The organism is Rubritalea profundi (assembly GCF_002954445.1).
Lineage (GTDB): Bacteria > Verrucomicrobiota > Verrucomicrobiia > Verrucomicrobiales > Akkermansiaceae > Rubritalea > Rubritalea profundi.
The window spans coordinates 200,613-225,398 of the sequence record NZ_MQWA01000001.1 but is presented as its reverse complement, the minus strand read 5'-3'; the positions used below and the strand labels follow the sequence as shown (position 1 = coordinate 225,398).

At 50.3% G+C, this 24,786-nt stretch carries 24 protein-coding genes and 2 pseudogenes; 10 read left to right on the top strand and 16 right to left on the bottom strand.

Annotated features, from left to right (window positions below; translation table 11 throughout):
* Positions 1-174: 174 nt before the first annotated feature.
* On the top strand, positions 175-801 hold the full coding sequence (locus BSZ32_RS01030; protein WP_105041700.1) for a beta/alpha barrel domain-containing protein: 627 nt from the start codon (positions 175-177) through the stop codon (positions 799-801).
* A 34-nt stretch (positions 802-835) separates the two neighbouring features.
* On the opposite strand, the gene BSZ32_RS01025 is transcribed toward BSZ32_RS01030, so the two are convergent.
* From BSZ32_RS01025 to BSZ32_RS01005, 4 genes are all read right to left on the bottom strand, one after another.
* A complete protein-coding gene (locus BSZ32_RS01025) occupies positions 836-1,108 on the bottom strand; it encodes a hypothetical protein (protein ID WP_105041699.1) in 273 nt (90 codons plus the stop codon).
* 580 nt (positions 1,109-1,688) lie between these two features.
* Positions 1,689-2,231, bottom strand: coding sequence for a VOC family protein (locus BSZ32_RS01015; protein WP_105041697.1), 543 nt, complete (start codon positions 2,229-2,231; stop codon positions 1,689-1,691).
* 345 nt (positions 2,232-2,576) lie between these two features.
* Positions 2,577-4,016, bottom strand: a complete 1,440-nt coding sequence (gene der, locus BSZ32_RS01010) for a ribosome biogenesis GTPase Der (protein WP_105041696.1) — start codon at positions 4,014-4,016, stop codon at positions 2,577-2,579.
* A gap of 92 nt (positions 4,017-4,108) precedes the next feature.
* The gene (locus BSZ32_RS01005) at positions 4,109-4,705 is read right to left on the bottom strand and encodes a CDP-alcohol phosphatidyltransferase family protein (RefSeq protein ID WP_105041695.1); all 597 of its coding nucleotides are present in this window, start codon (positions 4,703-4,705) and stop codon (positions 4,109-4,111) included.
* Positions 4,706-4,812: 107 nt separating this feature from the next.
* Between BSZ32_RS01005 and BSZ32_RS01000 the strand changes: the two genes are divergently transcribed.
* Positions 4,813-5,283 (top strand): peroxiredoxin, encoded by a 471-nt coding sequence (locus BSZ32_RS01000; RefSeq protein WP_105041694.1) that lies wholly within the window; start codon positions 4,813-4,815, stop codon positions 5,281-5,283.
* Between the two features lie 25 nt (positions 5,284-5,308).
* A complete protein-coding gene (locus BSZ32_RS00995) occupies positions 5,309-6,298 on the top strand; it encodes an amidohydrolase family protein (RefSeq protein WP_105041693.1) in 990 nt (329 codons plus the stop codon).
* 77 nt (positions 6,299-6,375) lie between these two features.
* On the opposite strand, the gene BSZ32_RS00990 is transcribed toward BSZ32_RS00995, so the two are convergent.
* The gene (locus BSZ32_RS00990; protein ID WP_240610530.1) at positions 6,376-7,554 is read right to left on the bottom strand and encodes a KamA family radical SAM protein; all 1,179 of its coding nucleotides are present in this window, start codon (positions 7,552-7,554) and stop codon (positions 6,376-6,378) included.
* 168 nt (positions 7,555-7,722) lie between these two features.
* Between BSZ32_RS00990 and BSZ32_RS00985 the strand changes: the two genes are divergently transcribed.
* A complete protein-coding gene (locus tag BSZ32_RS00985; protein ID WP_240610529.1) occupies positions 7,723-8,325 on the top strand; it encodes a helix-turn-helix transcriptional regulator in 603 nt (200 codons plus the stop codon).
* Between the two features lie 76 nt (positions 8,326-8,401).
* On the opposite strand, the gene BSZ32_RS00980 is transcribed toward BSZ32_RS00985, so the two are convergent.
* The 5 genes and pseudogenes from BSZ32_RS00980 to coaD all read right to left on the bottom strand — a co-directional run bounded on the left by BSZ32_RS00980 (position 8,402) and on the right by coaD (position 13,577).
* The gene (locus BSZ32_RS00980; protein WP_105041692.1) at positions 8,402-9,229 is read right to left on the bottom strand and encodes a phytoene/squalene synthase family protein; all 828 of its coding nucleotides are present in this window, start codon (positions 9,227-9,229) and stop codon (positions 8,402-8,404) included.
* Between the two features lie 49 nt (positions 9,230-9,278).
* Positions 9,279-10,526, bottom strand: a complete 1,248-nt coding sequence (gene lepB, locus BSZ32_RS00975; protein WP_105041691.1) for a signal peptidase I — start codon at positions 10,524-10,526, stop codon at positions 9,279-9,281.
* Positions 10,527-10,578: 52 nt separating this feature from the next.
* Positions 10,579-11,991, bottom strand: a complete 1,413-nt coding sequence (locus BSZ32_RS00970; protein ID WP_105041690.1) for an efflux transporter outer membrane subunit — start codon at positions 11,989-11,991, stop codon at positions 10,579-10,581.
* Positions 11,991-12,973, bottom strand: a pseudogene (locus BSZ32_RS00965) (AAA family ATPase). Before BSZ32_RS00965 ends, BSZ32_RS00970 begins: the two are co-directional and overlap by 1 nt.
* Before the next feature lie 112 nt (positions 12,974-13,085).
* Positions 13,086-13,577 carry a pantetheine-phosphate adenylyltransferase gene (coaD, locus tag BSZ32_RS00960; RefSeq protein WP_105041689.1) on the bottom strand — a complete coding sequence of 164 codons (492 nt, stop codon included), beginning with the start codon at positions 13,575-13,577 and terminating at the stop codon, positions 13,086-13,088.
* A 213-nt stretch (positions 13,578-13,790) separates the two neighbouring features.
* Between coaD and BSZ32_RS00955 the strand changes: the two genes are divergently transcribed.
* The 5 genes from BSZ32_RS00955 to BSZ32_RS00940 all read left to right on the top strand — a co-directional run bounded on the left by BSZ32_RS00955 (position 13,791) and on the right by BSZ32_RS00940 (position 18,007).
* On the top strand, positions 13,791-14,060 hold the full coding sequence (locus BSZ32_RS00955) for a hypothetical protein (RefSeq protein WP_105041688.1): 270 nt from the start codon (positions 13,791-13,793) through the stop codon (positions 14,058-14,060).
* Positions 14,061-14,539: 479 nt separating this feature from the next.
* Entirely contained in the window at positions 14,540-15,046 is a 507-nt protein-coding gene (locus BSZ32_RS19070; protein ID WP_206018680.1) for a sulfatase-like hydrolase/transferase, read from the top strand.
* Between the two features lie 4 nt (positions 15,047-15,050).
* A complete protein-coding gene (locus BSZ32_RS19065) occupies positions 15,051-15,965 on the top strand; it encodes a sulfatase-like hydrolase/transferase (protein WP_206018679.1) in 915 nt (304 codons plus the stop codon).
* Positions 15,966-16,320: 355 nt separating this feature from the next.
* Entirely contained in the window at positions 16,321-16,833 is a 513-nt protein-coding gene (locus tag BSZ32_RS00945; RefSeq protein WP_105041687.1) for a pectate lyase family protein, read from the top strand.
* 13 nt (positions 16,834-16,846) lie between these two features.
* The gene (locus tag BSZ32_RS00940; RefSeq protein ID WP_105041686.1) at positions 16,847-18,007 is read left to right on the top strand and encodes a hypothetical protein; all 1,161 of its coding nucleotides are present in this window, start codon (positions 16,847-16,849) and stop codon (positions 18,005-18,007) included.
* Positions 18,008-18,568: 561 nt separating this feature from the next.
* Here BSZ32_RS00940 and BSZ32_RS00935 read toward each other — a convergent pair.
* Both BSZ32_RS00935 and BSZ32_RS00930 read right to left on the bottom strand, forming a co-directional pair.
* A complete protein-coding gene (locus BSZ32_RS00935) occupies positions 18,569-20,356 on the bottom strand; it encodes an ABC transporter ATP-binding protein (RefSeq protein ID WP_105041685.1) in 1,788 nt (595 codons plus the stop codon).
* Positions 20,357-20,980: 624 nt separating this feature from the next.
* Entirely contained in the window at positions 20,981-21,988 is a 1,008-nt protein-coding gene (locus tag BSZ32_RS00930) for a formamidase (RefSeq protein ID WP_105041684.1), read from the bottom strand.
* Between the two features lie 339 nt (positions 21,989-22,327).
* Between BSZ32_RS00930 and BSZ32_RS00925 the strand changes: the two genes are divergently transcribed.
* Entirely contained in the window at positions 22,328-22,654 is a 327-nt protein-coding gene (locus tag BSZ32_RS00925; protein WP_105041683.1) for a transposase, read from the top strand.
* Between the two features lie 597 nt (positions 22,655-23,251).
* Here the strand turns inward: BSZ32_RS00925 and BSZ32_RS00915 are convergent.
* From BSZ32_RS00915 to BSZ32_RS00900, 4 genes and pseudogenes are all read right to left on the bottom strand, one after another.
* Positions 23,252-23,716, bottom strand: coding sequence for a helicase-related protein (locus BSZ32_RS00915; RefSeq protein ID WP_105041681.1), 465 nt, complete (start codon positions 23,714-23,716; stop codon positions 23,252-23,254).
* A 21-nt stretch (positions 23,717-23,737) separates the two neighbouring features.
* Entirely contained in the window at positions 23,738-24,163 is a 426-nt protein-coding gene (locus BSZ32_RS00910; RefSeq protein WP_105041680.1) for a hypothetical protein, read from the bottom strand.
* Between the two features lie 18 nt (positions 24,164-24,181).
* On the bottom strand, positions 24,182-24,484 hold the full coding sequence (locus BSZ32_RS00905; protein WP_105041679.1) for a DEAD/DEAH box helicase: 303 nt from the start codon (positions 24,482-24,484) through the stop codon (positions 24,182-24,184).
* Between the two features lie 9 nt (positions 24,485-24,493).
* Positions 24,494-24,786, bottom strand: a pseudogene (locus tag BSZ32_RS00900) (replication restart helicase PriA); the annotation flags it as partial.

The following is a 24,786-nucleotide window of genomic DNA, read 5'->3' as shown; positions in this document are numbered from 1 at the left end:
TTCTTCCCCATTGTTTCCTCAGTGACTCTCGCCACAGTAATGGTGAAAAAATGTGCTGGGAAAGTGGATGGTCTCATAATCGAAGGCCCAAGCGCTGGTGGCCACAATGCTCCTCCACGTGGTGCTACTAAGCTCAACTAAAAAGGCGAGCCTATCTACGGGCCACGTGATGAGGTGAATTTCGACGCGATTCAATCCTTAGGTCTACCATTCTGGTTAGCGGGTTCATATGGAAGTCCAGAAAAGTTAGCCTCAGCAAAGGCAACAGGCGCCACAGGCATCCAGCTCGGCACCTTGTTCGCCTTCAGTGATGAATCAGGCCTGAGAAGCGATCTCAAACTAGACATCGTGGAAAAATGCAAAGAGGCCGAAGAGCTAGAAGTCTTCAAGGATCCGCTCGCATCCCCCACCGGATTCCCCTTCCAAGTACTCTCAGTCAAAGGCTCGCTCTCTGACCCCGAAATCTACGAAGACCGTTGTCGCCAGTGTGACCTAGGATTTTTACGGGAGTCCTACGAACGTGAAGATGGCACTCTCGGTTGGCGCTGCAAAGCCGAGGACCCAAAAGAATACGTCAAAAAAGGAGGTAAACTAGAAGACACGGTCGGCAGAAAATGCCTTTGTAATAGCCTGATGGCGAACATCGGTTTGGCTCAAATTCGTAAGAACGGTTCAAACAACTCCTACATTGAGCCAACTCTGATCACTTGCGGTGAAGACATGTCTAGCATTTCAACTCTTTTAGGAAGAGACAAGTCCTCCTATCAGTCGGCTGACGTCATTGACTACCTTCTAAGTTAAATCGCTAGAGGTAAATTATTGCTAGGTATTATTGCTAGGTATTTGCTTTTTGCGTGGTGTCTCTGAGGACGTCGTGGGAGAGATCGGAGATGGGTTGGAAGGGGGTTATCGCCAGCCGCTCATCCATCGCCCGCCTCTCCCAGATCGCTTCGATCCGCTTGCGCTGCTTCATCCAGCCCTTGCTCGATGCTTGCTCACCCAACGTAGCATTGCGGCCACGTGCACTACTGCCGCCACTACTGCCGCCACTACTGCCGCCACTACTGCCGCCACCGCTGCTAAACTCGATCAGACTTCTCACGCGCATGAGCGTGATTCAAAGCGTAGGTAAGCGCCACAACACCCATCGCCTTCTCAAAAAAAATCAATTTCCCCATATACTCACGGGCGGATTGTCAAATCACCTAGAAGTGATCCAGATTCGTACCACTGAAATCCACCGTTCCAAACTTTGGATTCGTGTTCGCCTGCGACCTATTAAGCTTCACCCGAATAGCACTCTGCAAACGTGTCTGGAGGTGAACCAGATCCTTGTTGTAGCTCTTATACCATCTTCACAGTTATACTGGATCAATAGAGTTGTTCTCTGATTCTTTGTGACAGCCTGAGCCCTGACCGCAAAGGCGGCAGCAGTATACCGAAAGGAAGACTCAAGAAGAGTGGTCTTTGGGAGCTCCGCCGTTAGAACGAAAGCTGATAGACCAAGCTTAGAACTTATAAGTTCCATGCTTCCTAGAGGGGTAGGGAATGCCGCGTCGTGAAGCATGCATTTCTAGAAGATTGATTGTAAATAGAGCATGACTCCTTGTTGAAAGCTAGGCTGCGCTGGATGGTTAAAGCGACCGAGACGGTCGCGCTACGGGAGGACGCGGATAGTGCAAGTTGTTCTATTTCATCGGTCCGATGAGCTCGATGAAGTTACCGTCGGGGTCTTGGAAGACGGTGATGAATGTTTTGCCACCGAGATCAGAAGGGGTTTCGCCGAGCAGCTTGACCTTGGATTTCTTGAGTCTTTCGATGGCCTGGTCCATATCGGTGACGAAGAGGGTGACGTAAGAGACTCCGACTGTGGAGTGGATGAACTTCTGGTCCTGCATTTTCCCGGGAGCTTGAGGAAAGGACATGAGCTTGAACTTTGTCTTAGGGCCATCGGCTTGATCGAGAACGAAGACGCGGATGGTCGCTGGTTGGTTGTCGGTGAGCCCGAAGCGGGCGGCTTTCTCAGCAGGTACGTTGAAGCCTTTGACTTCCTTCATACCCAAAATTTCGGTGTAGAATTTGACAGATTTCTCTAGGTCCTTCACCACGATGCCGATGTCGGCTACTGCGGCGGAGTAATTGCCGGCTGGTTTCTTCTGCTCCTGGGCCTGAGCTAGATTGATGTTTAAGAGGACTGTGGAAAGGGCGAGGACGCGTAATTGGTTGAACATTGGTGGAGCCTAAGAAAGGGGCTGGTGATATCAAGCATAGAAGGAAATCCTCCTTCTAATTGCCAATTGCCAGAGGTTTGCTTTTTTATATTTGTTGGAATCTTGGCATTCTAGGGGGCAGCCAGATAAGCCTAGGTAGATGCAGTTTTACCACAGATCTCACTAATTACACGAATGGGGCTTGAGTTCCCAGCTGGGAGTCATTGGTCAGTAGTCGGCACCTGGGAGAGGTGTCGTTATCGCCTTTTTGTGGAGTCATCGGAGTGAGTCTGTTGAAAGTGAATGATATATAAACAAAAAAGCACAGCGGGTGAGGCTGTGCTATTAGAAAAAGGAGTGTGGATGTTATTCTTTCTCGTCTGCTGCGCGTCCGAGGTCGCCGCCGCTGTGTGTACCGCCACCTTTGGATTGGTTGCGTGAACGTATAGAGAAAACGATGGGTACTCCGAGGATGTTGTGTTGCTCGCGGATACGGTTAGAAAGGTATTGCTCGTAGTGCTCGTGCATTAGTTTCTTGTCGTTGACGAAAAGGATGAACTGAGGGACTGGAATTGCAGTGTATTTGTCATTCACCACTGCAGTCGCGTACATCAGCTTCACCCGCTTTTTGTACTTTTTGTGCTGTGATGGTGGCTTAATATCGATCGCGTCGTTTAGGAGTCGGTTCAGGCGGCCAGTGGTGATTGGTTTGCTGGCAGCTTGGCGGATCTTGGTGATCTGAGTGAAGATCTGGGAAATGTGCTGGCCTTCTTTTGCTGAGACACAAGCGTAAGGTGCCCATGAGAGGAAGAACAGTTCGGTGCGGATGAGCTCTATCGCTTCTTCGAGACGGGCTTGGCGAGATCCACCAGGGTGGAAGAGGTCCCACTTGTTGAGAACGATGAGGCAAGGCTTGCGTTCTTCTTTAATCGTCTTGGCGATCTTTCTGTCCATCGTCGAGATGCCGGCTGCGAGGTCGACTACGAGCAGGCAGATGTCTGAGCGACGAATGGACCTCTCGGTACGCATTGCTGAGAAAACTTCCACTGAGGTGTCCATTTGCTGACGCTTGCGCAGGCCGGCAGTGTCGATAAGTGTGTGATTTTCTTCACCCCATGTGTAGGGAATGTCGATCGCATCACGGGTAGTTCCTGCAATTTCAGAAACGATTGTGCGTTCGTCTTTAAGAATGGCATTGATGAGGGAAGATTTACCCGCATTTGGTTTACCAACGATGGCGACCTTGAGACCTTCACGTGTGACCACTTCTTCGATTTCCTCTTCTTCGTCAGTTGCCGCATCTAGGACTTTCTGGGCGGTTTCGTCGATCAAGTCAGCGAGTTCGCCAAAGCCGCGGCCGTGGGCGGCAGAAAGTGGCAAGCCAGCTCCGAGGCCGAGACGTGCAAAATCGCCCATCATCAGTTCTTGCTCGAAGTGATCGGCTTTATTGAGGATAAGGAAAATGGGTGCTTTTGCGCGGCGTAGCTTTTGTGCGAGATGCTCATCAGTCGGGGTGAGGCCATCACGGGCATCTACCACGAAAAGAATCATGTCAGCAGAGCTCATAGCAATGTCAGCCTCGATCGTTACCTGAGCGTGAAATCCGTCGTCCAGCTCCATTCCGATACCACCGGTGTCGATGATGTCGCATGGGATGTCGGTTATTTTACAAGGGGCAGCGATGCGGTCACGTGTGACACCGGGTTCATCGTGGACGATTGCAATACGACGTTCGGCGAGTCTATTGAAGATCGCGGATTTACCTACGTTTGGGCGGCCTACGATGGCGATGGTTGGTGTTTTCAAAGTATGAAAGAGTGTGAAGTTGGAAGTCTGAAGTGATAAGTTGGAGTGAGTTACTTCGCAAATTTGGTAAAGTGCGGTGAACTTATACTTCGTTATGTTTGATGTCTTTTTTTGACGCTGATGTGGTTGAGCTGCCGTATGCAGTTGAGGCTGTAAGCCCAAGAGGACCAAAGTGTCAACACTGCTGCAATGATAGTTGGGTAGAGCGGCGACCAGGGGACGACCTTTAGCATGACCCAGCCCAATGTAAATAGCTGGGCTATAGTAGTTGCCTTGCCGCTCCAGTGGGGGTCGACTTCTAGCTTTTTATTGAGAGATAGAATCATGGCGCAACCAATGCCTATGCTGACATCGCGAGCCACTACCATGATCAGATACCACATGGGGATGAGCCAGTCGGCATCCCCCCAAGAGACAAACGAAAGTGTGACGAGTCCTGTGAGCATGAGAACCTTATCTGCGAGGGCGTCGAGCACCGCGCCTAGTTTTGAAGTGACGTTGAGCTTTCTGGCGACGTAGCCATCGATACCGTCGCTGGCAGCTGCAATGATGAAGGCTGCCAGAGCCAGGTAGCGGAGAGCCTCTACAGGTGCGCCATCTTGGATGGATCTACCATACATCACAGCTAGAACCCCGAATATGGGGATCAGCAAAAGGCGCATGGTGGTGATGGCGTTGGCAGGATTCACTTTGAATGAGACTGGCTGTGGTGAGCAATTACGGAGTTAGGACTTGAGAGAGAGGGGACGTGGAAGTATTAACAGAGCATCGCATTTCAGCAAACCAACAAACGCCTATGAAACCAGAAATCGGCAGTCAAGCACCAGCATTTTTAGCCCCAGTGATTGGTGGCGCCTACAAGCAAGAAACACAAATTAGACTTTCAGAGTTTGCCGGGCAGAGGGTGGTTCTCGTTTTTTACCCGAAAGACAACACTCCTGGCTGCACGACTCAGGGGTGTGGCATGCGTGATGATTGGTCTCAGCTCGATGGGAAAGCGCAGGTTTTTGGCGTCAGTATCGACTCGATCAAGAGCCATGTGAAATTTATCGAAAAACAACAACTTCCGTATCCCTTGATCAGTGATGAGCAGAAGCGCATCGTGGAAGCCTACGGCGTCTGGGTGGAGAAACAAATGTATGGCAAAAAGTACATGGGCACAGAACGCAGCACATTCGTGATCGGCGTGGATGGGAAGATCGAGGTGATTCTGGAAAAGGTGAAGCCGGCCAAGCATCTTGAACAATTACTGGAGCTTTTGGCTTAAATTTGAAACCCCACAATGACTCCCGATGCGTTTGAGAAAAATTGATTGCCACGTCCATTTAGTGGGCGATGGATCATCCGGCAGTGCTTGTTGGTTTAGTTTGCCTACATTGTATAAGAAGTTCTTGGGGCGGATGATGATCCGAGGATTGGGCTTGCCGCTGAGCACGCTCAAGTCCGGCTTAGATAAGCAATACGCTGAGAATCTAGCCCAGCAAGTGCGCGAGAGTGATCTGGATGCCGCGGTGGTGTTGGCGCAGGATATTCCCTACAGTGACGACGGCAGACCGATGCCAAATGACGCCCAGTTTTACGTGCCGAATGACTACGTGGCAGATTTGGCAAAAAAGCACCCAGCAGAGTTAATTCCCGCGTGTTCGATTCATCCCGGTCGGCCTGATGCGATGGAGGAACTGGAGCGCTGTATCGAGGCGAAGACGCCAGTTTTAAAGTTGCTGCCAAATTGTCTCAATATCGACTACGAGGACGATCGCTTCCTTCCGTTTTGGCGAAGGATGGCCGAGGTTGGGATGGTTTTGTTGTCGCATACTGGCGGTGAACTGACGGTGAAGGTCTACGATGCGAGTTTTGGTGACCCTAAGAAATTGGCGAAAATTCTCGATTGTGGAGTGACCGTGATAGCCGCCCATTCAGCTGGGCGCAGTGGTCTTTTTGACCCTGACTGGACTGAAGATTTGATTCAAATGTTTAAGCACTACCCGAATCTTTACGCGGACAATAGTGCGCTTTGTAGTCCAAATCGGGCGCGCACATTGAAGCATATTCTACCCACAGAGGTGCAGCAACGTATCATCCACGGCAGCGACTATCCGGTGCCGGTTTCAGGCATTGGTCCATGGCTCTGCGGCAAGCTCGCCTTTGCCGACCATTGGCAGATCAAGAAGTCTAACAATATTCTTCAACGTGATTATTTGCTGAAGAAAGCGATTGGATTCGAGCCCGATACGTTTACCCGGATGGATCAGCTGCTGCAACGATCACTGACGAAGAAATGAGCGAGAGAGTGATAGGTTCCTACTTCATTTCCCTGTTTTTGGGAATATAGAACTGTTTGGGACTGCTACTACTACCACTACTCTAAAAAGGCCGGAGCGCTATTAGGCTCGGGATAGATGAATTCTTTACCCTCATAATTACGAAGCACTACTTGGTTATCCGTATGTTTAACCACATAGTTAGGGTTCACTGGGATTTTCCCTCCGCCACTTGGACCGTCAATGACGTACTGTGGGATGGCGTAGCCAGTTGTGTGACCGCGTAGTCCTTCTATGATCTCCAGCCCCTTGCTCACGCTGGTGCGGAGGTGGGATGAGCCTTCGATTAGATCGCACTGGTAGAGGTAGTAAGGCTTTACGCGGCACATGAGAAGTTTGTGCACTAAGGCTTTTTGAGTCGGGATATCATCGTTCACTCCTTTCAGCAGTACGGACTGATTACCGAGCGGGATACCTGCTTCTGCAAGGCGAATAAGGCCTTCTTGGACTTCGCTTGTGAGCTCTTTCGGATGGTTGGCGTGTATCGAGATGAACAGCGGGTGATGCTTTTTTAGCATGTCACAGAGTTCTTGAGTGATGCGCTGAGGGAGGAAAATCGGGATGCGCGAGCCTATGCGGACAAACTGGATATGCGGAATTTGGCGGAGGCGTGTGAGGATCTTATCGAGCTTTGCTGTGGAGAAAAGCAGGGGGTCACCACCGGAGAGTAGGACGTCACGCACTGTTGGAGTATTTTCTAGGTATTCGTAAATAGCTTCGTATTGTGTCTCGAGTTGTTGCTCACCCACGCCTGAGACCACTCGCGAGCGAGTACAGTATCTGCAGTATGACGCACAGAGGTCGGTCACAAGAAATAGGACACGATCTGGATAGCGGTGCACTAGACCGGGAACTGGCATGTGCGAGTCCTCGCCACAGGGATCAGATAGCTCGGTAGGATCATCCCATGTTTCTTCGATCCTTGGGATCACTTGACGGCGAATCGGACAATCCGGATCATCCTTATCCACCAAATTCATGAAATGCGGAGTGATCGACATCGCGAGTTTGTTACCAGAAAGCAAGATGCCTGAGCGCTCTTCGCGGGTCAGGTTGATCCTTTTTTCTATCGCCTCGAGCGAGTTGATGCGGTTGCGGAGCTGCCATTTGTGGTCGGTCCATCGCTCCAGCGCCTCAGCAGGCCAATAGCCTGGAGCGTGGGATTTCATCTGCATCGCTTGATCGTATTCCTCGTTGGTCATGTGCTCGGACAACATACTTATAATTACTAAGATGTCAAAAGGGAGAATGTATTCCGAGTGATTAAATTTAAGTTAAATTAACCACCTTTTTGTGTGGAATTTCTTGTGAGATAGGTAGAGATTGCTGGTGTAATGTTTTCCGACTCCTTCAGAGATTTGACCAAGCCAAATGTCCTTAATATTATGGAGGCTATCAAAAAATCACAGGGTATGACAGTGACGGAGCTCTCTAAAGCCGTAGAGCTTAGCTACATGGGAGCGAAGCAACAATGTGAGAGATTAGAAGTGTTGGGGTATTTAAAGACTTGGCGCGTGCCCCGTAAAGCTGCTGGGAGACCAGAGAAACTCTACGTGCTAACAGAAAAATGCAGCACGCTCTTCCCTCAAGCAGGGGTTGACCTTTCGCTCAATGTGATGGAAGGGGTAAAACGCTTCTTTGGCGATTCCGCGCCCGAGAAGATTTTATTCCACCACTACGAGCAACTGCGCAGTAAATGGGCTAGCCACGTTAGCCGAGGTAAATCATTGGTGGAAAAGGCTACTCGGCTGGTAGAACTACGCGAGAAGTCTGGGGTCTTTTGTAGGTGCCAGTACACTCGTGAAGGCGGATTTTGTATCGAGGAGTACCACCACCCAATGCAAGAAATCTTTGCAGTATTCCCATCTGCGATCACTCAAGAAGTACGAATGATCGAGCAACTGTTAGGCTCGAAAGTTGTGCGCAAAATAGTTACCCAAGAAAAAGGTGGTGAGATCGTGGTGTATAAAATCGGGGTGTTAGGGTAGCTCGATTTTTTTACCGCGAAATACTTGAAATACGCGAAAGCACAGGAATTATTAATTCTTAATTGGAGCGCAGCTCCTAAAGCCCTAGCTGGGAGCTGACCAGGTGGAGGAGTTTTTTGGGTTTTGAGAGGGAGTAGCGTTGGTGGAAGACTTTAAAGTTGTCTTCACGCATTTTTTTGAGGATGCCGTGGTAGATTTTGCGCATGCCTTCGGCGGCGCGGAGGGCTCGCTTGTCGCACTCCGGGAGATTATCTACTGCTTCTTGGTAGTAAGTTTCGGCGCGGTCGGCGAGGTAGTTCATCATCGCTACGAAGCGGTGGTCGTGGACTTTGTCGATGAGGTCGCGCTCGGTGTATTGGAAGCGCGTCATGTCACCGATGGGGAGATAGATTCGGACGTTGTCATCCAGGTCTTCACCCACATCACGGAGGATGTTAGTGATCTGTAGGGCGTGGCCGAGTGCGATGGCGTACTTCTTTGATTGTTGGTTGGTGCAACCGAAGATCTCGATCGAGATGAGTCCTACACAGCTGGCGACTTTGTAGGTGTAGTCTTTAAGTTCATCCCAGTTGTTAAAGCGACGGTGTGGGTGGAGGTCGGACTCGCAGCCTTCTATCAGGTCGAGGAAAAGCTGGTTGTCGATCTGGTAGTGATCTTGCAGTTGGAGGGTCTCGCTCTGTAGTGGCGTTTCAGCTTTGCCACCTTGTTTGAAGCATTGGATCCAGGAGTCGAGCCCAGCGCGTTTTTCGACCATTGGGATATCTGGGTCGTCAGCAAGGTCATCGATAACTCGGCAAAATGCGTAGAATGTTACCATGTCATCGCGTCTGTCTTTGGGTAGACAGAGGAATGCGAAAGCTAGGTTCGACTTTGCTTTTTGGGTGATGGTCGCGGCTTCGGACATGAGAAATTTCTAAAAATAGGCGGGGCTTGCGTACTTTAGAAGAAGTGGATTAATCAATGAATCCCCAATGGCCTGAACCAAACGGCCAGAGCGCAATCATGGCTGGGCCTACGAGGTTAAATTCTTTGACCGTGCCCCACATTCTTGAGTCGGAAGAGTTGTAGGAGTTATCGCCCTGAGCCCAGTATTCAGATTTTCCAGTTGATGGCTTGTCGGCTAGTTTGACATACCGGCCAGGTGCAAGGCGAGCAGTGGCTTGGTAGCCGCCGTAACCATTGGCTGCTGCTTCTACGCGCAACACGCCGGGAGCCTGCAATTTTTCTCCATCGATATAGACGAGTGCTTGGTCGTTGACTTGCATTACGCCAATTTGGCCGTTTGGTTTTTGGTAGCTAAGAGTGCGAGCGGTGCCTTCCTTGAGTTCAATTTTTTGGCCAGGTGTGGCAATCAGGCGTTTGATATAGTGCGAGCCAGGGTTTTCACCGGCTTGGATTTGTTTGATCTCACGGGTGTCGAAAACGAAAACTTCACCAGCATCAGGTGCGCGGAAGTGGTAGGAAAATTTATCGACAAGGACGAGGTCGCCAGTTTCAATGTAACCTTCAGCAACGACAAAACCAGCTGGTAGTTTGATGGGCTGAAGCTGTTGGAGCATCTGTGCTGGGTTCGGACTTAGTTGTCCTCCTACTATCTTTTGGAGGCCTTCTTTGTTGAGTACTTCAAGAAATGCGGTGGTGGAGCCTGAAACGTTCTGGCTGCGTCCACTGGCGAAGGTGATGACGGTGCGTGTGAAAAAGTGGAATTGTTGCTTTTGTTCGATGCTGACAATACGGTCGCCTTCTGTATCGTTGACAATGGAAAGGTAGCTGCGGCCGTGGGAGGCTTCCTGCATGAGGCGCACAGGCAGGGCTGGCCACTTGTCTTTGGATTCTACGTGACCGATGATGCCGTTGAGCGTGGGGCGCATGGAGCCAGTTGGGATGCGGAAAGGCTGGAGGTAGTAGGCTCGGAGCCCTAGAGCTACGACGATGGCGACGAAGAGAACTTCGACATTTTCGGCAACCGCGTCCGGAGCTTTGTAGCGTGAAAGTGCTTGTTCACAGCAGGCTTGGAGTTGCTTGCCCGCTTCTGAGGCTTCTTCTTTGTTACTGGATTTACAAGCTTTTTGGAGGTCGACGCGACGTGATTCGATTTCATCGATGCGATCTTGAACTAATAGGTCGCGCTTGTAGTTGATGAACTTCTTGGCGCCTTTATAGAGGTGCTTGGCCTCTTTTTTCCATTTTGGAGTGAACATAATGCGATGCGGGGAGACTGGCAGCGTTAGGCTAGATGGGAAGCAAAAACCCTTACGACTTCGGGGCTGGCGTTGAGAAGTCGCCACCGAGCGCGAGATGCAGATCGATACGGTTTTGTAATCGTCGGTTTTTCAAGGCAATAAGTTGGGCGCGTGAGTTGTTAGCACGCCGTTGGGATTCGAGAATTTCTAAGATTCCTGAGTTGTCGAGTCCTTCAGAATAGTCCATTTCGGCAGATTTGACAGCGAGCTGGGCTTGGCGGACTTCTACTCGTAGGTACTTTTCCTGTTGAGCGAGCGAGCGATCTGCTGCGAGGGCGTCCTCAACCTCGCGGAAGGCTCTGATGGAGCGCTCGCTGAAATCGTAGATACTGGCGTTGTTATTGTCTAGGGCAGCTCTGGCATTGGCTTTGAGCTCGCCGCCGCGGTAGACGCTCTGGGTGAGCGAGGCCGCCACGCTGGAGGCGATAAAGTGTGGATTGACAACATTCCCGAAATCCGTGTTGTTAGTACGCATTGAGCCGGTGAGGTTGATAGAGGGGAGGAGGTTCTTCTGAGCAGCGTCTGCGACTTTAGCCGATTGGTAGACTTTGCTTTGAGCTGATGCTAAATCTGGTCGGCGAACGAGTAGGCTAGCAGGGATGCTGGCGGGTGGGTTCTTGCTGAGTTTTGGGAGCTTATTGGCTGCTTTGAGATTGGCTGATGGGTAACGCCCTAACAGCTGCTCGAGCTTTCTAGCGGCTTCATCGCGCTGTTGTTTGCGCGACCGCAGGCTTCTTTCGGCTTGCGCTACATTGTTGCGGCTGAGTTGAACTGCGATGGCGCGGGTGCCGGGTACGCCGGCCTTGTAGTTGCGCTCAACGATCGCGTTGTTTTTGCTGAAACTGCCAAGGATATTTTGTGCAAGGGTGTACTGATTCTCGGCGGTGATGAGATTGCACCACGATTTGGCTGTGTTCGCTGCTAGAGAAAGGCGGGCTCCGCGGTAGTCGTAGACGCTGGCTTGGTAGCCGGAAAGAGAGGCGTCACGAAGGTCTCTGAGGCGTCCCCATAGGTCGGGCTCCCAGGAAGCGTTGAGGCTGAGGTTATAGCTTTCGGTGTAAAAGCGTTCGTCGTCGCCATTACCAATCCTAGTGCGCGATCCACCGGTTCTAGCGTCGACTGTCGGCAGTAGGTTAGCCTTGGCACCCACGGTGCCTTCTTTTGCAGCTCTTAGACGGGCTGCTGCGGCATTGAGGTTGGGGTTGTTATTGAGTGCTTCGTTGACCAATTTGGTCATTTCAGGGGAATTGAACTCACTGAGCCAGCCCGAGGATATTTTTTTGTTCTGCCCTTTGGAGGCTTCTTTCCAACTGCTAGGAGTAGTGACGTCCGCCTGAGCTGTGCTGCGTGTAGGAACAAAGCTTCCACATGCCACGAGACCGAGGCATGTGAGAGCTGGAAGGATGTAGCGGAGTGGTGGCATTAAGGGACAATCGTCTTTTGTAGGATGCGCTCGACAATCGTGTCAGTGCTGATTTCCTCGGCTTCGGCTTCGTAGCTAGGGAGAATACGATGGCGCAGCACGTCTGGGGCGAGATCTTTCACGTCTTGTGGTGTGACAAAGGCGCGTCCCTGGGTGAAAGCGCGAGCTTGGCCGCTAGAGCGAGGTTGATCGTTGCTCGTGGTGAGGCGCCAACACGGATGAGAGGGACGAGTGATGGGTCGACATTGGCTGGGTTTCTCGTGTTATGGACGAGCTCGACAATGTACTCACGCACTGCTGGATCGATGTAGATCTGGTTGACCAACTTGCGGCTCTCAGAAACGGTGGCTATATCGACGACTTGTTTAGTCTCGGCAATCGAGCCTGAGGTGGCCATGCGGTCAAGGATGGTGAGCTCTTCTTGCTTTGAAGGGTAATCGACGGTGACTTTGAAGATGAAGCGGTCGAGTTGGGCTTCAGGAAGTGTGTAGGTTCCTTCTTGATCTATCGGGTTCTGCGTGGCGAGCACGAGGAAGGGGTCGGGCAGCGGATGGCTGGTGTCGCCGATGGTAACCTGGCGTTCCTGCATTGCTTCTAACAATGCTGATTGAACTTTTGCCGGAGCACGGTTGATCTCGTCGGCTAGAATCAGGTTGGCGAAAATGGGACCAAGTTTAGCTGAGAAGGTACCATTTTCTGGGCTGTAAATCATAGTGCCCAAAAGATCAGCTGGTAGCAGGTCTGGGGTGAACTGAAGGCGAGAGAAGTCGGCCTTCATGCAGCCAGCTAGAGATTTGATGGCGAGAGTTTTGGCGAGCCCAGGCACACCTTCGAGAAGGATGTGTCCATTCGTGAGTAGGCCAATGACGAGTCGGTCGACGAGGTCAGATTGACCAACGAGGACGCGGCCCATTTCTTTTTTGAGTAGTTCGACCCAGGTGAAATTTTTTTCAACTGCAGCTGAGAGTGCTTCGTGATCCATGAATTGTTTGTTACGTTGTGTGTGTGATTATTGTTACGGAAAAATTCCCATGATGACACGTATTGTCTCAGCTGGGCTACGCTGGTATAGCGATAAATGTATGCAGATTTGTCTATTTGCTATAATGAGCCTGCAATTGCTCCATCACAGGAGCGGGGACGTATCGGCATACGGTGTCCTGCCAACCTTCGGGGCCGGTGAGTCCTTTGATCATGCTAGAGGAAAGCTCCGCAATGTCGCGTGGTGGCATCAGAAAAGTGGTTGTCACCTTTGGAGCCATGTCTCCATTGATGTGGCGCATGACTCGCTCGTACTCGTAGTCGTTAGGAGAACGAATGCCGCGCAAGATGTAGTGGGCACCTACTTCTTCCGCGTAATCAACGAGGTAGCGGTTATCGAAATGTGAGATAGTGAGGCGTTCACAGCTCGGCAATGATTGCTGAAGCATAGCAATGCGGGTGTCGACATCGAAGGTGTATGACTTGGAAGGATTTGATCCGATCGCGACATGGAGACGGTCAAAGAGTTTGAGTCCTTGCTCGATCATCCAGAGGTGGCCATTGGTAGGTGGATCAAACGATCCTGCGTAGACAGCGGTGCGCATGGGCTTTTAGTGCTCTAAAATGAGACGTTTGTCATCTGAATTTATAAGAGAAGTCTATAATAGCTCACATTTGGGCGGTAATGAGCACGTGAGTAGGATGAAACATTTACCGCGAAAAAAAACGAAATCTCCGAAAAGGCTCGGACGATGGAGCGAGTTTCAACCACAGATTAAACAGATTTTCTATGCTAGCCAGTTGCTCTATTCTATTCGATGAAACGTTTCTACGGTTTATGGGAGGGTATCATTCAGCTTCCCCGCCCGCCGCCGCCGCCCTTCGATATCGACACCATGGAGCCCGTCGAGCCACCCTGGCAAGCCATCAAAGAATGGATACCCGACGACGAACCAGACTTAAACTGGTTCAACCAGGAAAGGAAACCAGCAGGGGATGATTCCAGGCAGTATGACCAAAGCCTCGCTTGGCAACCAACCGAAATACCTCTCGGCGATGGCCGCACCCTGGTTCTCGATCTCACATAAACTCCATTGACAATATTTCAAAAACACCCGCTGCGAAGAATCTCCTTGGCACGGCGGGTAAGGGGACTAAATTCGCATTGAACGTGAATCCAAGCGATACTCACCAAAACAGACACAACTCCACCATTGACTCTTCCAGTGAGCGGTAATTCACAAATTCTAAATTTAGAATTCCTAATTCACTCCCCCCTCTTTTCCCCCGCAACCCCCTTATCACCCCATGACAGCCCCTCCGACCACCTCACTCAAAAAGCAAATTCCTAGCAGTAAAATGAGAGGAAACCAGCACAATGGTAAGCCGTTTACGCTGCCCGGTGCACATCAACGGATGGGTTAGCCAGAGGCGTAACCCGTCATAATAGTAATAGAAGAATAGTAATAGGTGACAGACTACGTTTTATGATGAAGCCAGTTCGGTGGTAATAAAAACGTGGTCTGTCTCCTGTTAAATATTAAGTAAATAAAGAGAAAAGAGAATAATGATGTTAATAAACAAACTAATCAAAGGGTCGGTACTGTCGCTAAGTCTGCTATCACTGATTGCTTCAACAGCAGAGGCGGCGGAGACCTCACCACCGAATATTGTGTTCATCTTGGCCGACGATCTGGGTTATGGTCAGCTCGGTGCAACGGGTCACACCATAATAAAAACCCCAAACCTGGACGAATTGGCAGCCAAAGGCATTAATTTTAGCCAAGCTTATTCTGGTAGCACAGTTTGCTCGCCGTCGAGAATTTCTCTGCTGACAGGGCGCGACAGTCGCCTACTTTACGCCAACAATAACGCCATCAGTATTCGCAATAGTGATGTGACTTTGGCGCAAGTGCTTCAACAAGGAGGTTATAAGACGGCGTTATTTGGTAAATATGGCGTTGGTTCAAAAGTTGGTGTCAATGACCCACTTACCATGGGCTTTGACTATTGGTATGGCTTTATGCATAACATCGACGCCCATCGGCGTTACCCAGAATATTTATATTCGTAACAATGTGAAGGAAAAGGTCGAGGCCAATGCCAAGGGTAACAAAGGCGCTTATTCTGAGGAATTATTCGCCCAAGAGGCTGTCTCTTATATTGGAAAAAAACATGATAAACCCTTTTTCGTCTTTCTCTCATTTTCAACGCCTCATGCTGAACTGGCAGTACCGAAGAAATATTTTGAGCAATACCGCGGGAGGTTTGAAGAAACCCCTTATATTGGCATGGCAGATGGCAAGGCTGATACGGTTTATGAACCTTTTTACCCTGAGCAAGTAGCACAACCTAATGCCACGACAGCGGCTATGATCACGGCCATGGATGATTATGTTGGCCAAGTTCTGACAGCATTGAAGAGTGCCGGCCTAGAGGAAAATACCCTGGTTATCTTTACCTCAGATAACGGTCCTCACGAAGAGGGTGGAGCTGATCCTGCCTACTTCGAGGCAGCAAAACCTTACCGTGGCACCAAGCGAGATCTGCTTGATGGCGGCATTCACGTGCCGATGATCGCAAGTTGGCCCAAAGTCATCAAAGCCGGACGCATTGATAGCACACCCATAGCATTTTGGGATATGTTGCCAACCTTTGCCCAGCTCAGTGGGGTAGGGCTTGATACCATGCCAGGGGTTTTGACCAACGGTGTCTCAGTACTGCCACTATTGAAAGCGCAAGGGGTGAAATTGCCCAAGCGTGTAATGTACTGGGAATTTGCAACCAAGACGCGGGCTAATACTGGTACTAGCCCTTATCAGGCCGCCCGTAAAGGTGACTGGAAAGCCGTGCGTTATGGTCCAAAAGCCCCAATGGAGCTCTACAACATTGTTAAAGATGCGGGTGAATCCACAAACCTTGCTGCTGCCATTCCTGAATTGACCCACTATTTCGAAAAGCTTTTTGAAGAGCAATTGAAAATAGGACGATAACTTATCTAGGGGTTAAAAAATACCTGAACACAACATCAAGTTCACACAAATATATTAAGGATCAAACGCATGTTTTGCGATATAAATTTGAGCAGAAGAAAAACGAATAACTCACCTTTATTTAAAGCCTCTTGGCTGGTTATTATTTCGATTATCCTATCAACCCCCTTTCTTCTCCTCGCATGATGCTCTCGACCACCTCACCCAAAAAGCAAATTCCTAGCAGTCACTCAATTTATTTCATATACAACTTAGGAGCAAAATAAATAAGAATGATTTACAACGAAACACGAGAGCATGAAGAGAAAGTGAGAAACTTATCCACAATACCCGGAACAATAATATTGGCAGTTAAATGAAATCAGTAAACCAGTTGGTACAATTTTTTAAGGTTATCGTTTTTACAGGAATGACCGTGTTGTGTTCATGTTCGCATAGTGTCGCCGAGTCCGGTTCCGTAAAAGAATTCAGGGTCTCGGAGTTCGGCGCAGTTGGTGATGGCATGGCCAACGACGGCCCTGCTGTGGCAAAGGCGTTCGAGGCTTTTGTTTCATGGCCCGGCCCGGCCCGTTTAACCTTTGAAAGCAATGGAAACTACCGGGTGACGTCGCTGCCGAATGTGCAGGATGGTGACAAGGCGTTTTTGTTTAACTTCAGGAATGTACGGGATAAATACATCGACGGGAATGGATGTCACTTTTCAATGCGCTTCCCGCTGCGGCTGCTCCATATCAAAACCTGTCAGGAGATTACCGTGGGCGATTTTTCGCTGGGGTATGATCCCGCGCCGTTTACGCAGGGGCATGTTTGCGGCGTGAATGAAGATGCCGGTTTTTTTGACATTCAGATTATGGAGGGCTTCCATTAAAGAGATTGATCCCGTGCATACGGAAAAAAAGCAGTGCAGGGTTTTCGTTACAGGAGGATCGAAAGGGTATCTGAAGAAACTCAAACCCGGAACGCTGGTCGTTCTTCCCGCATTGGGGGTAGTCGATGGAGTCGGTCAGTGTCAAAGCGGCGCCCACAGTCAGATTTTTAACAGCGGAAATATTTTGATTAAAAATATCAGGCAGTACAGCGCTCCCCATTTTTCTTTTCAGGCGATTTATAATGTGGGACCTCTTCATTTTAAAAACGTGGATATCATGCCGAAAGAGGGAACGGACGATTTGGTTAGTTCCGGGCGCGACGGATTGCATCTGAAAACCAACCGGGGCCGGATTATTGTTGAGGACTGCGATATGGCGGGGTTGCTGGATGATTCGCTGAATATGTCGGCCATCGGGCTGACGGCTGAAAAAAAGTATGATGATACGACCTATCAGATCCGCACTCCCAATCTGGAAGGGTTTCCGGAAATCAAACCCGGCTTCACCATTCAGGGCTGGAATGTGAAAAGCGGACAGGCGCTCGGGCCGGCAGTCATCGATGAAGTTTTGCCGGGGAAAGGGGTTGGGTATTGGAATGTAATCGTCAAACTGCGGAAACCTCTAACGGGTTTGGAGGTGGATTCCGTATCCATCGTAACGGATGATTTTGAAAAAGCACTGCCTGCCGATGGGGCTAAAAACCGTCTATGGATCAGCGAGTATGTGAATGCACATTCAATCGTTAGAAACAACAGGCTGAACTGTGTTAAGCTCCGTGCGCCGCACCTTCTTTTTGAGAATAACGACGTTCAGGGACATTGTGTTCCCAAGGCCAACCGGTATGAAAACCCGGCGGTTCACGATATGGTGATTCGGGGCAATCGTTTCGGTGGTTCCGGAATACCGATGGTTTTCTCGGTATGGCGCGGCGACGATGCGGCGGCTGTTCCTCCGCATCGGTCTGAAGAAGATGCGTCGGCAAAACTGATTAAAAATATTGTCATCGAGAACAATGTTTTCGAGCGGTCCATTTATCTCTTTGATGCTCAAAACTGCACGCTCTCATCAAATCAGTTCAAACCGTCCGGTTCCAAAGAGAATCTGTTTTTGCTGAGAAATGTCGAAAACATTCAGACCGATGATCCCAAAACGGTGCGATATTTGGATCGGTAGTTTTTTAACCGCAGATCACGCAGATTTACGCAGATATCATAATGCAACGTTTCCCTCCCGCTGGTTCCACCTTCGCCAAGGCTACGGCGGACAGGCAGGGTAAACGTTCTCTCTTAACTGCCTTCTCATCCTAAAGCCTACAGGGGTCACGTCCCGCCATTCATCATTCTTGCGAGGAGGGTCTCCCCCAATCGTCGAAGTGCTGGCTCCTGCTTCAGGGACCCCTAAAGGGGTCAAACGCAAAATATAAAGATTTAGCTTACGTAAGCGCAGCAAATAAGGAAACAAACGTTTAAATTAAATATAGCCACCTTGTCCTTGCTCAGGGGCGATGCTGAGTCACGCAAGCAACACCTTCTAATCCCCAGGTCCGTTATCATATTATTAGCCGAGCAACGACCCAAAGGAGCATTTCCTATTTTATAACACCTAAACGGAAAAATGGTTGGATGTTTATTTTAAACGTTTGATCCCTCATTTAGTCCTTTGACCCCTTATTTCGTCGCCCCTTATTTCGTCCGGTCTTTTGCAAACATAACGGCCGGCCCCCATTTTATGATTTTAAGCGTAGGCCGACTCTTCGATTGCCCAGCGATTATAGGCCTCCGCGTAGGCGGGGCATTGATCGACTAGGTTCGCATGCACACCATCGGCGGCCAGTTTGCCATTTTCCAAAAAGAGAATGCGTGGGGCTTGGCGCAGGAGATCAATCCGGTGAGTCACCAAAATCGTGGTGCCCTCGCCCTCGCTTGTGCGGGCGAGAATTGCATCGTGGATTAAGGACTCGCTCTCGGGCTCAACGGAGGCAGTGGGTTCGTCCAGTAAAAGAATTTGCGGAACGGTCAAAAAGGCTCTCGCCAAGCTGAGTCGCTGACGTTGCCCACCCGACAACTTAACGCCATTCTGCCCCACCCGGGTCTCGTAGCCTTGCGGTAATGCGAGGATGAAATCATGTGCATTCGCCGATCTCGCAGCCGCAAAAATCTCGGCCTCGGTCGCCTCGGGGCGTCCGTAACGAAGGTTGGCACGAACCGTATGATCAAACATGTAGTTATCCTGCCCGACATAACCAGTGAGCTTGCGCAAGGATGTCAGCGTTAAATCCCGAAGATCGGATCCATCGATTGAAATCGCCCCCATTGCGACATCGTAGAATCGGGGAATTAGATTCAAAAGCGTACTCTTCCCCGAACCACTCCCACCAGCAATCGCCACAAACTCGCCCGGATAAATCGAAAAGCTCACTCCGTTGAGCACCGGTTTATTCGGAACATATCCAAATTCGACATCGTTAAAACGAATTGCCCCCTCCGCATTGACGATAGGCGTCGCGTCCGGACGATCAGTGACTGAGATAGGTTCATCCAGCAGCTCCATGATGCGCGTGGCGGCCGCTCGCGCGCGTTGCAGAATGTCGCTGGTCTGGGCGATCGTCCGAATGGGACTCTGTAAGCGCCACCAAAATCCGCGATAAGCAATCAATGCTCCCAGAGTAAATAAACCACTGCCCGTCATAATGAGCCAAGCGCCGAGGCCGAGCATAATAAGATTGTTGATAAATCCGAAGGCCGCGACGATCGGGAAGAAAGTATTCCGCAGCCGGCTGGCCTGCACGCTCGATTCGTAGAAACCATCAGCGTCATCTTGGAAAACCGCTCTCTCATCTGCCTCTCGCCCAAACGACTGCGTTACCAACACACCAGCGAGTCGATCTTGGACGAACGAACCGATATCGCCGAGCTTTCGCCGCACTCCAGCGTAGATCGCTTTTACCTTCCGATTGTATTTCCGGATAAAAATAAACGCAAAAGCCAGCGGCAGGATCGAGGCCACACCCACCACTGGACTGATCCACAAGACCATCGCCGCGACCACTATAAAAGTTACAACCTCCTCCAGCAGAGAGGTCAGCCCTTGCAACACAGACTGCTCCATCGCATCTACGTCGCTGGTGATCCGTGTGACGAGCTCGCCAGTGCTGCGGTCGCTGTGGTAGGCCAGCGACTGCGATTCAAACTTGGCAAAGAGCTCCGCCCTAATATCCCGCACGAACGCCTGACCTGTTTTTTCGAGCAGATAGCTTTGAAAGCCGCTAACGACTAGCCCGATTAAATACGTCGCCGCCATCACTGCCAGCCACATGGCTAGCACGTTCGCCGTGAGCGTTTGATCTACGAGATGATCCGCGACAATACCCCAGACCAGCGGATGGAAATTCATAAACGGAACAGCCAGCACCAGCAGTGCCAAAGACCAGATTATACGGCTCCTGCATGGGCGTAGGCGTGACCAAATACGGCCCGCGAGTTCGCGATCAGTCAGATCATAGTCAATTACCGTTTTATTCATCGAATTTACCTTACAGCAGAGACCTCAGATGCAACCAAGAAATCGGATTTAACTAATATGCAGTTCATTGGCTGCAGTCGTGGAGCCCTAAAAGGGTCAAACGCAAAATATACAGATTTAGCTTACGTAAGCGCAGTAAAAATGGGCCAAACATTTAAAATAAATATAGCCACCTAGTCCTGGCCCTGGCGCGATGCTGAGTCACGCGAGCAACACCTTCTAATCCCCAGGTCCGTTATCATATTATTAGCCGAGCAACGACCCAAAGGAGCATTTCCTATTTTAAAACACCTAAACGGAAAAATGGTTGGATGTTTATTTTAAACGTTTGATCCCTTATTTATTTCCCACTTCCAAAACGGGAGTGCCATCGATTATTATCATTCGAGCGGCCTCTTTTTTGAATTCCGCAGTGTAACGTCGTCGTGTCATATTTTGATCCTCTATTTAAGAGAATCTCATGTCCACTTTTTCTCAGGACTGCTCACTGCACTTAGGCTGCGATGCCGACTAATTGGCGATTATCTTGCTGTGTTAACAAAAAAGGCTTTAGGGAAAATTCCTAAAGCCTTTTGACTGCGAAGTATTAAGAAATGTGCAGCTACGCTAGCTTTCTGGAGACATTTATTTTGGTAATGGTCCAAGCTTTACACCGTCTGGATAGTATTTCCAGCCATCCCGTATCTTGATCTTATCATCCCAAGGCAACTTATAATTCCCCTCCGAGAGATCTTTGACCCAAGTTAGGTAATTTTCTTTTTCCCCACCAGGTTTGCCGACGTAAGCTCGGCAGCCTAGATTAAATATGTTGTTTTCGAGTGCCCAGTTCTCTCGCGCTTTGTCGACCAACTTAGGGAACAGTTCAGCAGTAACAATTTCCCACGGGTTGCGTTGTCCTTGTTGGATAACATTGCCATCATAATTGCACACCGTACCTTCACCGAAGTAGTAAAAGACACCATCATAGCCCGCCAAATTGACCGAGATGGTGTACATCAAGTTTTGCCATGCATTGGATTGATTGGTCCAAATCCACTGGTCATTGACTTGCGTACTGTAGCCAGAGATACGGATGTAAACATTTGCGCCCTTATAGGCGGCTTCTCTCGCGAGTTCGGGGAACATGCCATCATGGCAAATGCAAACTGCCAGCTTGGCGCCCTTGGGACCATCGCATACCGGCATGCCGTAATTCCCCGGGGACCAAGGTTCAATTGGAACCCACGGCTGAAGCTTTCTGTAGTGCAATGCAATTTCACCATCACTATTAATGATAATAGCAGTGTTGTAAGGTGGCAAAGCGGGGTCTTCGTTTTTCTCCATTAAAGAAAATACACCCCAGACATCACTATCTATGCACGCCTGTTTGAAGCGACCAATTTCAGGACTTTCGATGGTCAGCAACATCTCGTCATAGGTCCAAATTGCGGTGTTGAGCCCCTGGGTTGAGTACTCCGGCATGACTACAAGGTCAAGGTCAGGGTAGCCTGCTTTAGTCGATGCAACCGCCTTGCAGATTTGATCGACTTGGGTTTGTATGTCTTCAGGTCCTTTGATGACTGGAACTGGATATTGAATCATTGCGACGAGTAGTGTTTCGTCGTCCGCGCTTACGCTTCCTGTGCTTCCCATTTTTTTTCTTTGGTTAATTGATTAAGTTGAGTGGCTGCTAGCTTTCGCTAAGCAAAAAATATATAGCAATAAGCGTGCCAGTACTGACCTTTATTGCTTTTTTTACGCGCAGCTGTCGCACTTGCATTCAATTAAACCGATTGGCGTAATTTTCATTATGATGTCGGGTAATAAAAGGGGTCAAACGCACATTATAAAGATCCTACATACAGCACCGAACAAAGCTTGAAACATTGAAGAGTCGGTCAGCACGAACCGACTGTGGTCATGAACCAAAAAGGGGGCATGTCATTACCTTTGTGGTTACCAATTTCGCAGCTATCCCCTTCCTACTAAACCATGCCACGCAGCCTGCGAATTGAAAAAGAGAACGGGGTTTACCGCATCACCAACCGCGGGAATTACCGGCAGGATTTATTTATCAACGAGGGGGTGCACGCGGCTTTTGAGAAATGCTTATTCGAGGTCTGCGAGAAATGCGAATGGGTGCTTGAAGGCTTTTGCGTAATGACTAATCACTTTCACTTGGTGGTGCGCACGCCGAAGGGGAATTTGATCTACGGAATAAACTGGTTGCAATCGACTTTCGCGAATCGCCACCACCAGTATAGGAAGGTGCATGGAAAGTTATTTGTTCGTCAAGCCGCCCAGTGGGCAACCGCTTGACTCACCCGCAAGGCGGTCTGCGCCATCTACGCGCCATGCGCTTCGTCAAGGACGCTATAAGAGCTTAATCGTCGAAGAAGACAGCCATCTGGGTGCATTGCTCCACTACGTGCATTTAAACCCTGTGCGGGCGAGCATGGTGAGCGTCGATCAACTGAAAGACTACCGATGGTCGAGCTTCTGGTATCTGTTCAACAAACGAAAGCGACCCGATTCCCTGGACTGCTCGGGAGGCCTGGAGGCGGCAGGAGGTCTAGCCGACACGCCTAAGGGCAGAGATCAATACTTAAGCTACCTGAAATGGCTTTCAGAGGATGATGCTGCCCAAAAGGAAATGGCTTTTGAACACCCCCCTTATCACCCCATGAAAGCCTCTCCGAACACCTCGCCCAAAAAGCAAATTCCTAGCAGTATTTTGAGAGGGCACGGGCGGAGGTGGATTTTAGCATGAGCTGGTAGCGGAACTGGCCGTGGGCTTTTGTTAGGAGGCTGGGGAGTGGCTCGCCTAGCTCGATGTGGGTGGGGAGGTTTTTTTGAGGCGCTTGTGGAGGTTTTTTAGGGTGAACTCGGTGCGGCGTTCGTGGGTGGAGCGGGTGCCTAGAAGTGCGACGTGGGAGAAGGGGGGGGAAGCAGAATTGATTTCTGAACTGGAGTTCCTGCTCGGCGTAGCCTTCGTAGTCGTGGTGGCGGGCGAACTGGATGGAGGGGGAGTGGGGGGGTGTAGGTCTGGATGATGACTTCACCTTTTAGCTCTCCTCTGCCGGCTCTGCCCGCTACCTGGCTGATGAGCTGGAAGGTGCGCTCGCCGGCGCGGAAGTCCGGGACGTGGAGGCCGAGGTCTGCGTTAAGGATGCCTACTAGGGTAACGTTGGGGAAGTGGAGTCCTTTGGCGATCATCTGGGTGCCGATGATGATGTCTAATTTATTGGCTTTGAATTTCGCGAGAGTGTCGCGTAGGGCGTTTTTGCGGCGCATGGTGTCGGCATCGATTCGGGCGATGCAGGACTTGGGGAAGACTCGCTGGATGACGTCTTCTACTTTTTCGGTGCCGAAGCCTTGCATGCGGATCGCTTTGTCTCCGCATTATGGGCATTTTCTGGGGGTGATGGTCTGGTAGCCGCACATGTGGCAGACTAGGCGCTCGTCTCCTTTGTGGTAAGTGAGGGGGATGGCGCAGTGCTGACACTCGCAGACGTGCCCGCAGGGTGGGCACTGGAGCGAACGGGCGAAGCCACGGCGGTTGAGGAAGAGGATTACTTGCTCGCCATTCTTGAGCTTGGCTTCCATGGAGACGCGGAGTTTGTCGGAGAGGATGGCATCGCGGCCTTTTTGCTTCTGGGCTTCGAGCTTCATATCCATGACGCGGATGATGGGCATGGTTTGGTCATCGACTCTGTTGGTGAGGTGGATGAGCTGGTATTTGCCGGTCTGGGTGTTATGAAATGATTCTAGTGAGGGGGTGGCGGAGCCCAAGAGGACGGTGCATTTCTCGATGTGCGCTCGCAGCACTGCGATGTCTCTGCCGTGTTATCTGGGGGAGGTTTCTTGCTTGTAGGTGTTCTCATGTTCCTCATCCACGATGATGATTCCTAGATCTTTCAGCGGGGCGAAGATTGCGGAGCGAGCACCGATTACGATGCGGGCCTTGCCCTTGCGGATGCGGTGCCATTCATCAAATCTCTCGCCTTGGGAAAGGTGGGAGTGAAGGACGGCGACTTGGTCCTGGAGTGAGGCGAAGCGGGATTTGAAGCGTTGGACGGTTTGCGGGGTGAGGGAAATTTCTGGGATGAGGATGAGCGCGGTTTTGCCTTGGTCGAGGTGTTTTTGCACGGCTTGGAGCTAGACTTCAGTCTTGCCTGAGCCAGTGACTCCGTGGAGTAGGATGGGCTTTTTAGGTTCGTCTCCTTCTGGTTCTCTGAGGACTTCTGCTAGGGCGATCTCTTGTTCGTCGTTAAGTTTGAGTGGTTTGGTTTCTAGGAATTCTTGATCGGCATCTGGGTCACGGCGGACGGATTCATGCTTGATGATGACGTAGCCTTTTTTCTCGAGTGATTTAACTGAAGCAGTGGCTGATCCTCCGCCGAGGTCTTTCATAGAGATCTGGCCCCCAGAGTGAGCTCCTTTGAGGAGTG

Excerpts from the sequence above, each read along its gene's own strand:
- BSZ32_RS00995 (WP_105041693.1), top strand. The coding sequence starts at position 5,309 with ATGCGTTTGAGAAAAATTGATTGCCACGTCCATTTAGTGGGCGATGGA.
- BSZ32_RS00955 (WP_105041688.1), top strand. The coding sequence starts at position 13,791 with ATGAAACGTTTCTACGGTTTATGGGAGGGTATCATTCAGCTTCCCCGC.
- BSZ32_RS01000 (WP_105041694.1), top strand. The coding sequence starts at position 4,813 with ATGAAACCAGAAATCGGCAGTCAAGCACCAGCATTTTTAGCCCCAGTG.
- BSZ32_RS00985 (WP_240610529.1), top strand. The coding sequence starts at position 7,723 with ATGGAGGCTATCAAAAAATCACAGGGTATGACAGTGACGGAGCTCTCT.
- BSZ32_RS00925 (WP_105041683.1), top strand. The coding sequence starts at position 22,328 with ATGCCACGCAGCCTGCGAATTGAAAAAGAGAACGGGGTTTACCGCATC.
- BSZ32_RS00915 (WP_105041681.1), bottom strand. The coding sequence starts at position 23,716 with ATGCAAGGCTTCGGCACCGAAAAAGTAGAAGACGTCATCCAGCGAGTC.
- BSZ32_RS00970 (WP_105041690.1), bottom strand. The coding sequence starts at position 11,991 with ATGCCACCACTCCGCTACATCCTTCCAGCTCTCACATGCCTCGGTCTC.
- BSZ32_RS00935 (WP_105041685.1), bottom strand. The coding sequence starts at position 20,356 with ATGAATAAAACGGTAATTGACTATGATCTGACTGATCGCGAACTCGCG.
- BSZ32_RS19070 (WP_206018680.1), top strand. The coding sequence starts at position 14,540 with ATGATGTTAATAAACAAACTAATCAAAGGGTCGGTACTGTCGCTAAGT.
- BSZ32_RS00990 (WP_240610530.1), bottom strand. The coding sequence starts at position 7,554 with ATGTTGTCCGAGCACATGACCAACGAGGAATACGATCAAGCGATGCAG.
- coaD (WP_105041689.1), bottom strand. The coding sequence starts at position 13,577 with ATGCGCACCGCTGTCTACGCAGGATCGTTTGATCCACCTACCAATGGC.
- lepB (WP_105041691.1), bottom strand. The coding sequence starts at position 10,526 with ATGTTCACTCCAAAATGGAAAAAAGAGGCCAAGCACCTCTATAAAGGC.
- BSZ32_RS00930 (WP_105041684.1), bottom strand. The coding sequence starts at position 21,988 with ATGGGAAGCACAGGAAGCGTAAGCGCGGACGACGAAACACTACTCGTC.
- BSZ32_RS00945 (WP_105041687.1), top strand. The coding sequence starts at position 16,321 with ATGAAATCAGTAAACCAGTTGGTACAATTTTTTAAGGTTATCGTTTTT.
- BSZ32_RS01025 (WP_105041699.1), bottom strand. The coding sequence starts at position 1,108 with ATGCGCGTGAGAAGTCTGATCGAGTTTAGCAGCGGTGGCGGCAGTAGT.
- BSZ32_RS01015 (WP_105041697.1), bottom strand. The coding sequence starts at position 2,231 with ATGTTCAACCAATTACGCGTCCTCGCCCTTTCCACAGTCCTCTTAAAC.
- BSZ32_RS00980 (WP_105041692.1), bottom strand. The coding sequence starts at position 9,229 with ATGTCCGAAGCCGCGACCATCACCCAAAAAGCAAAGTCGAACCTAGCT.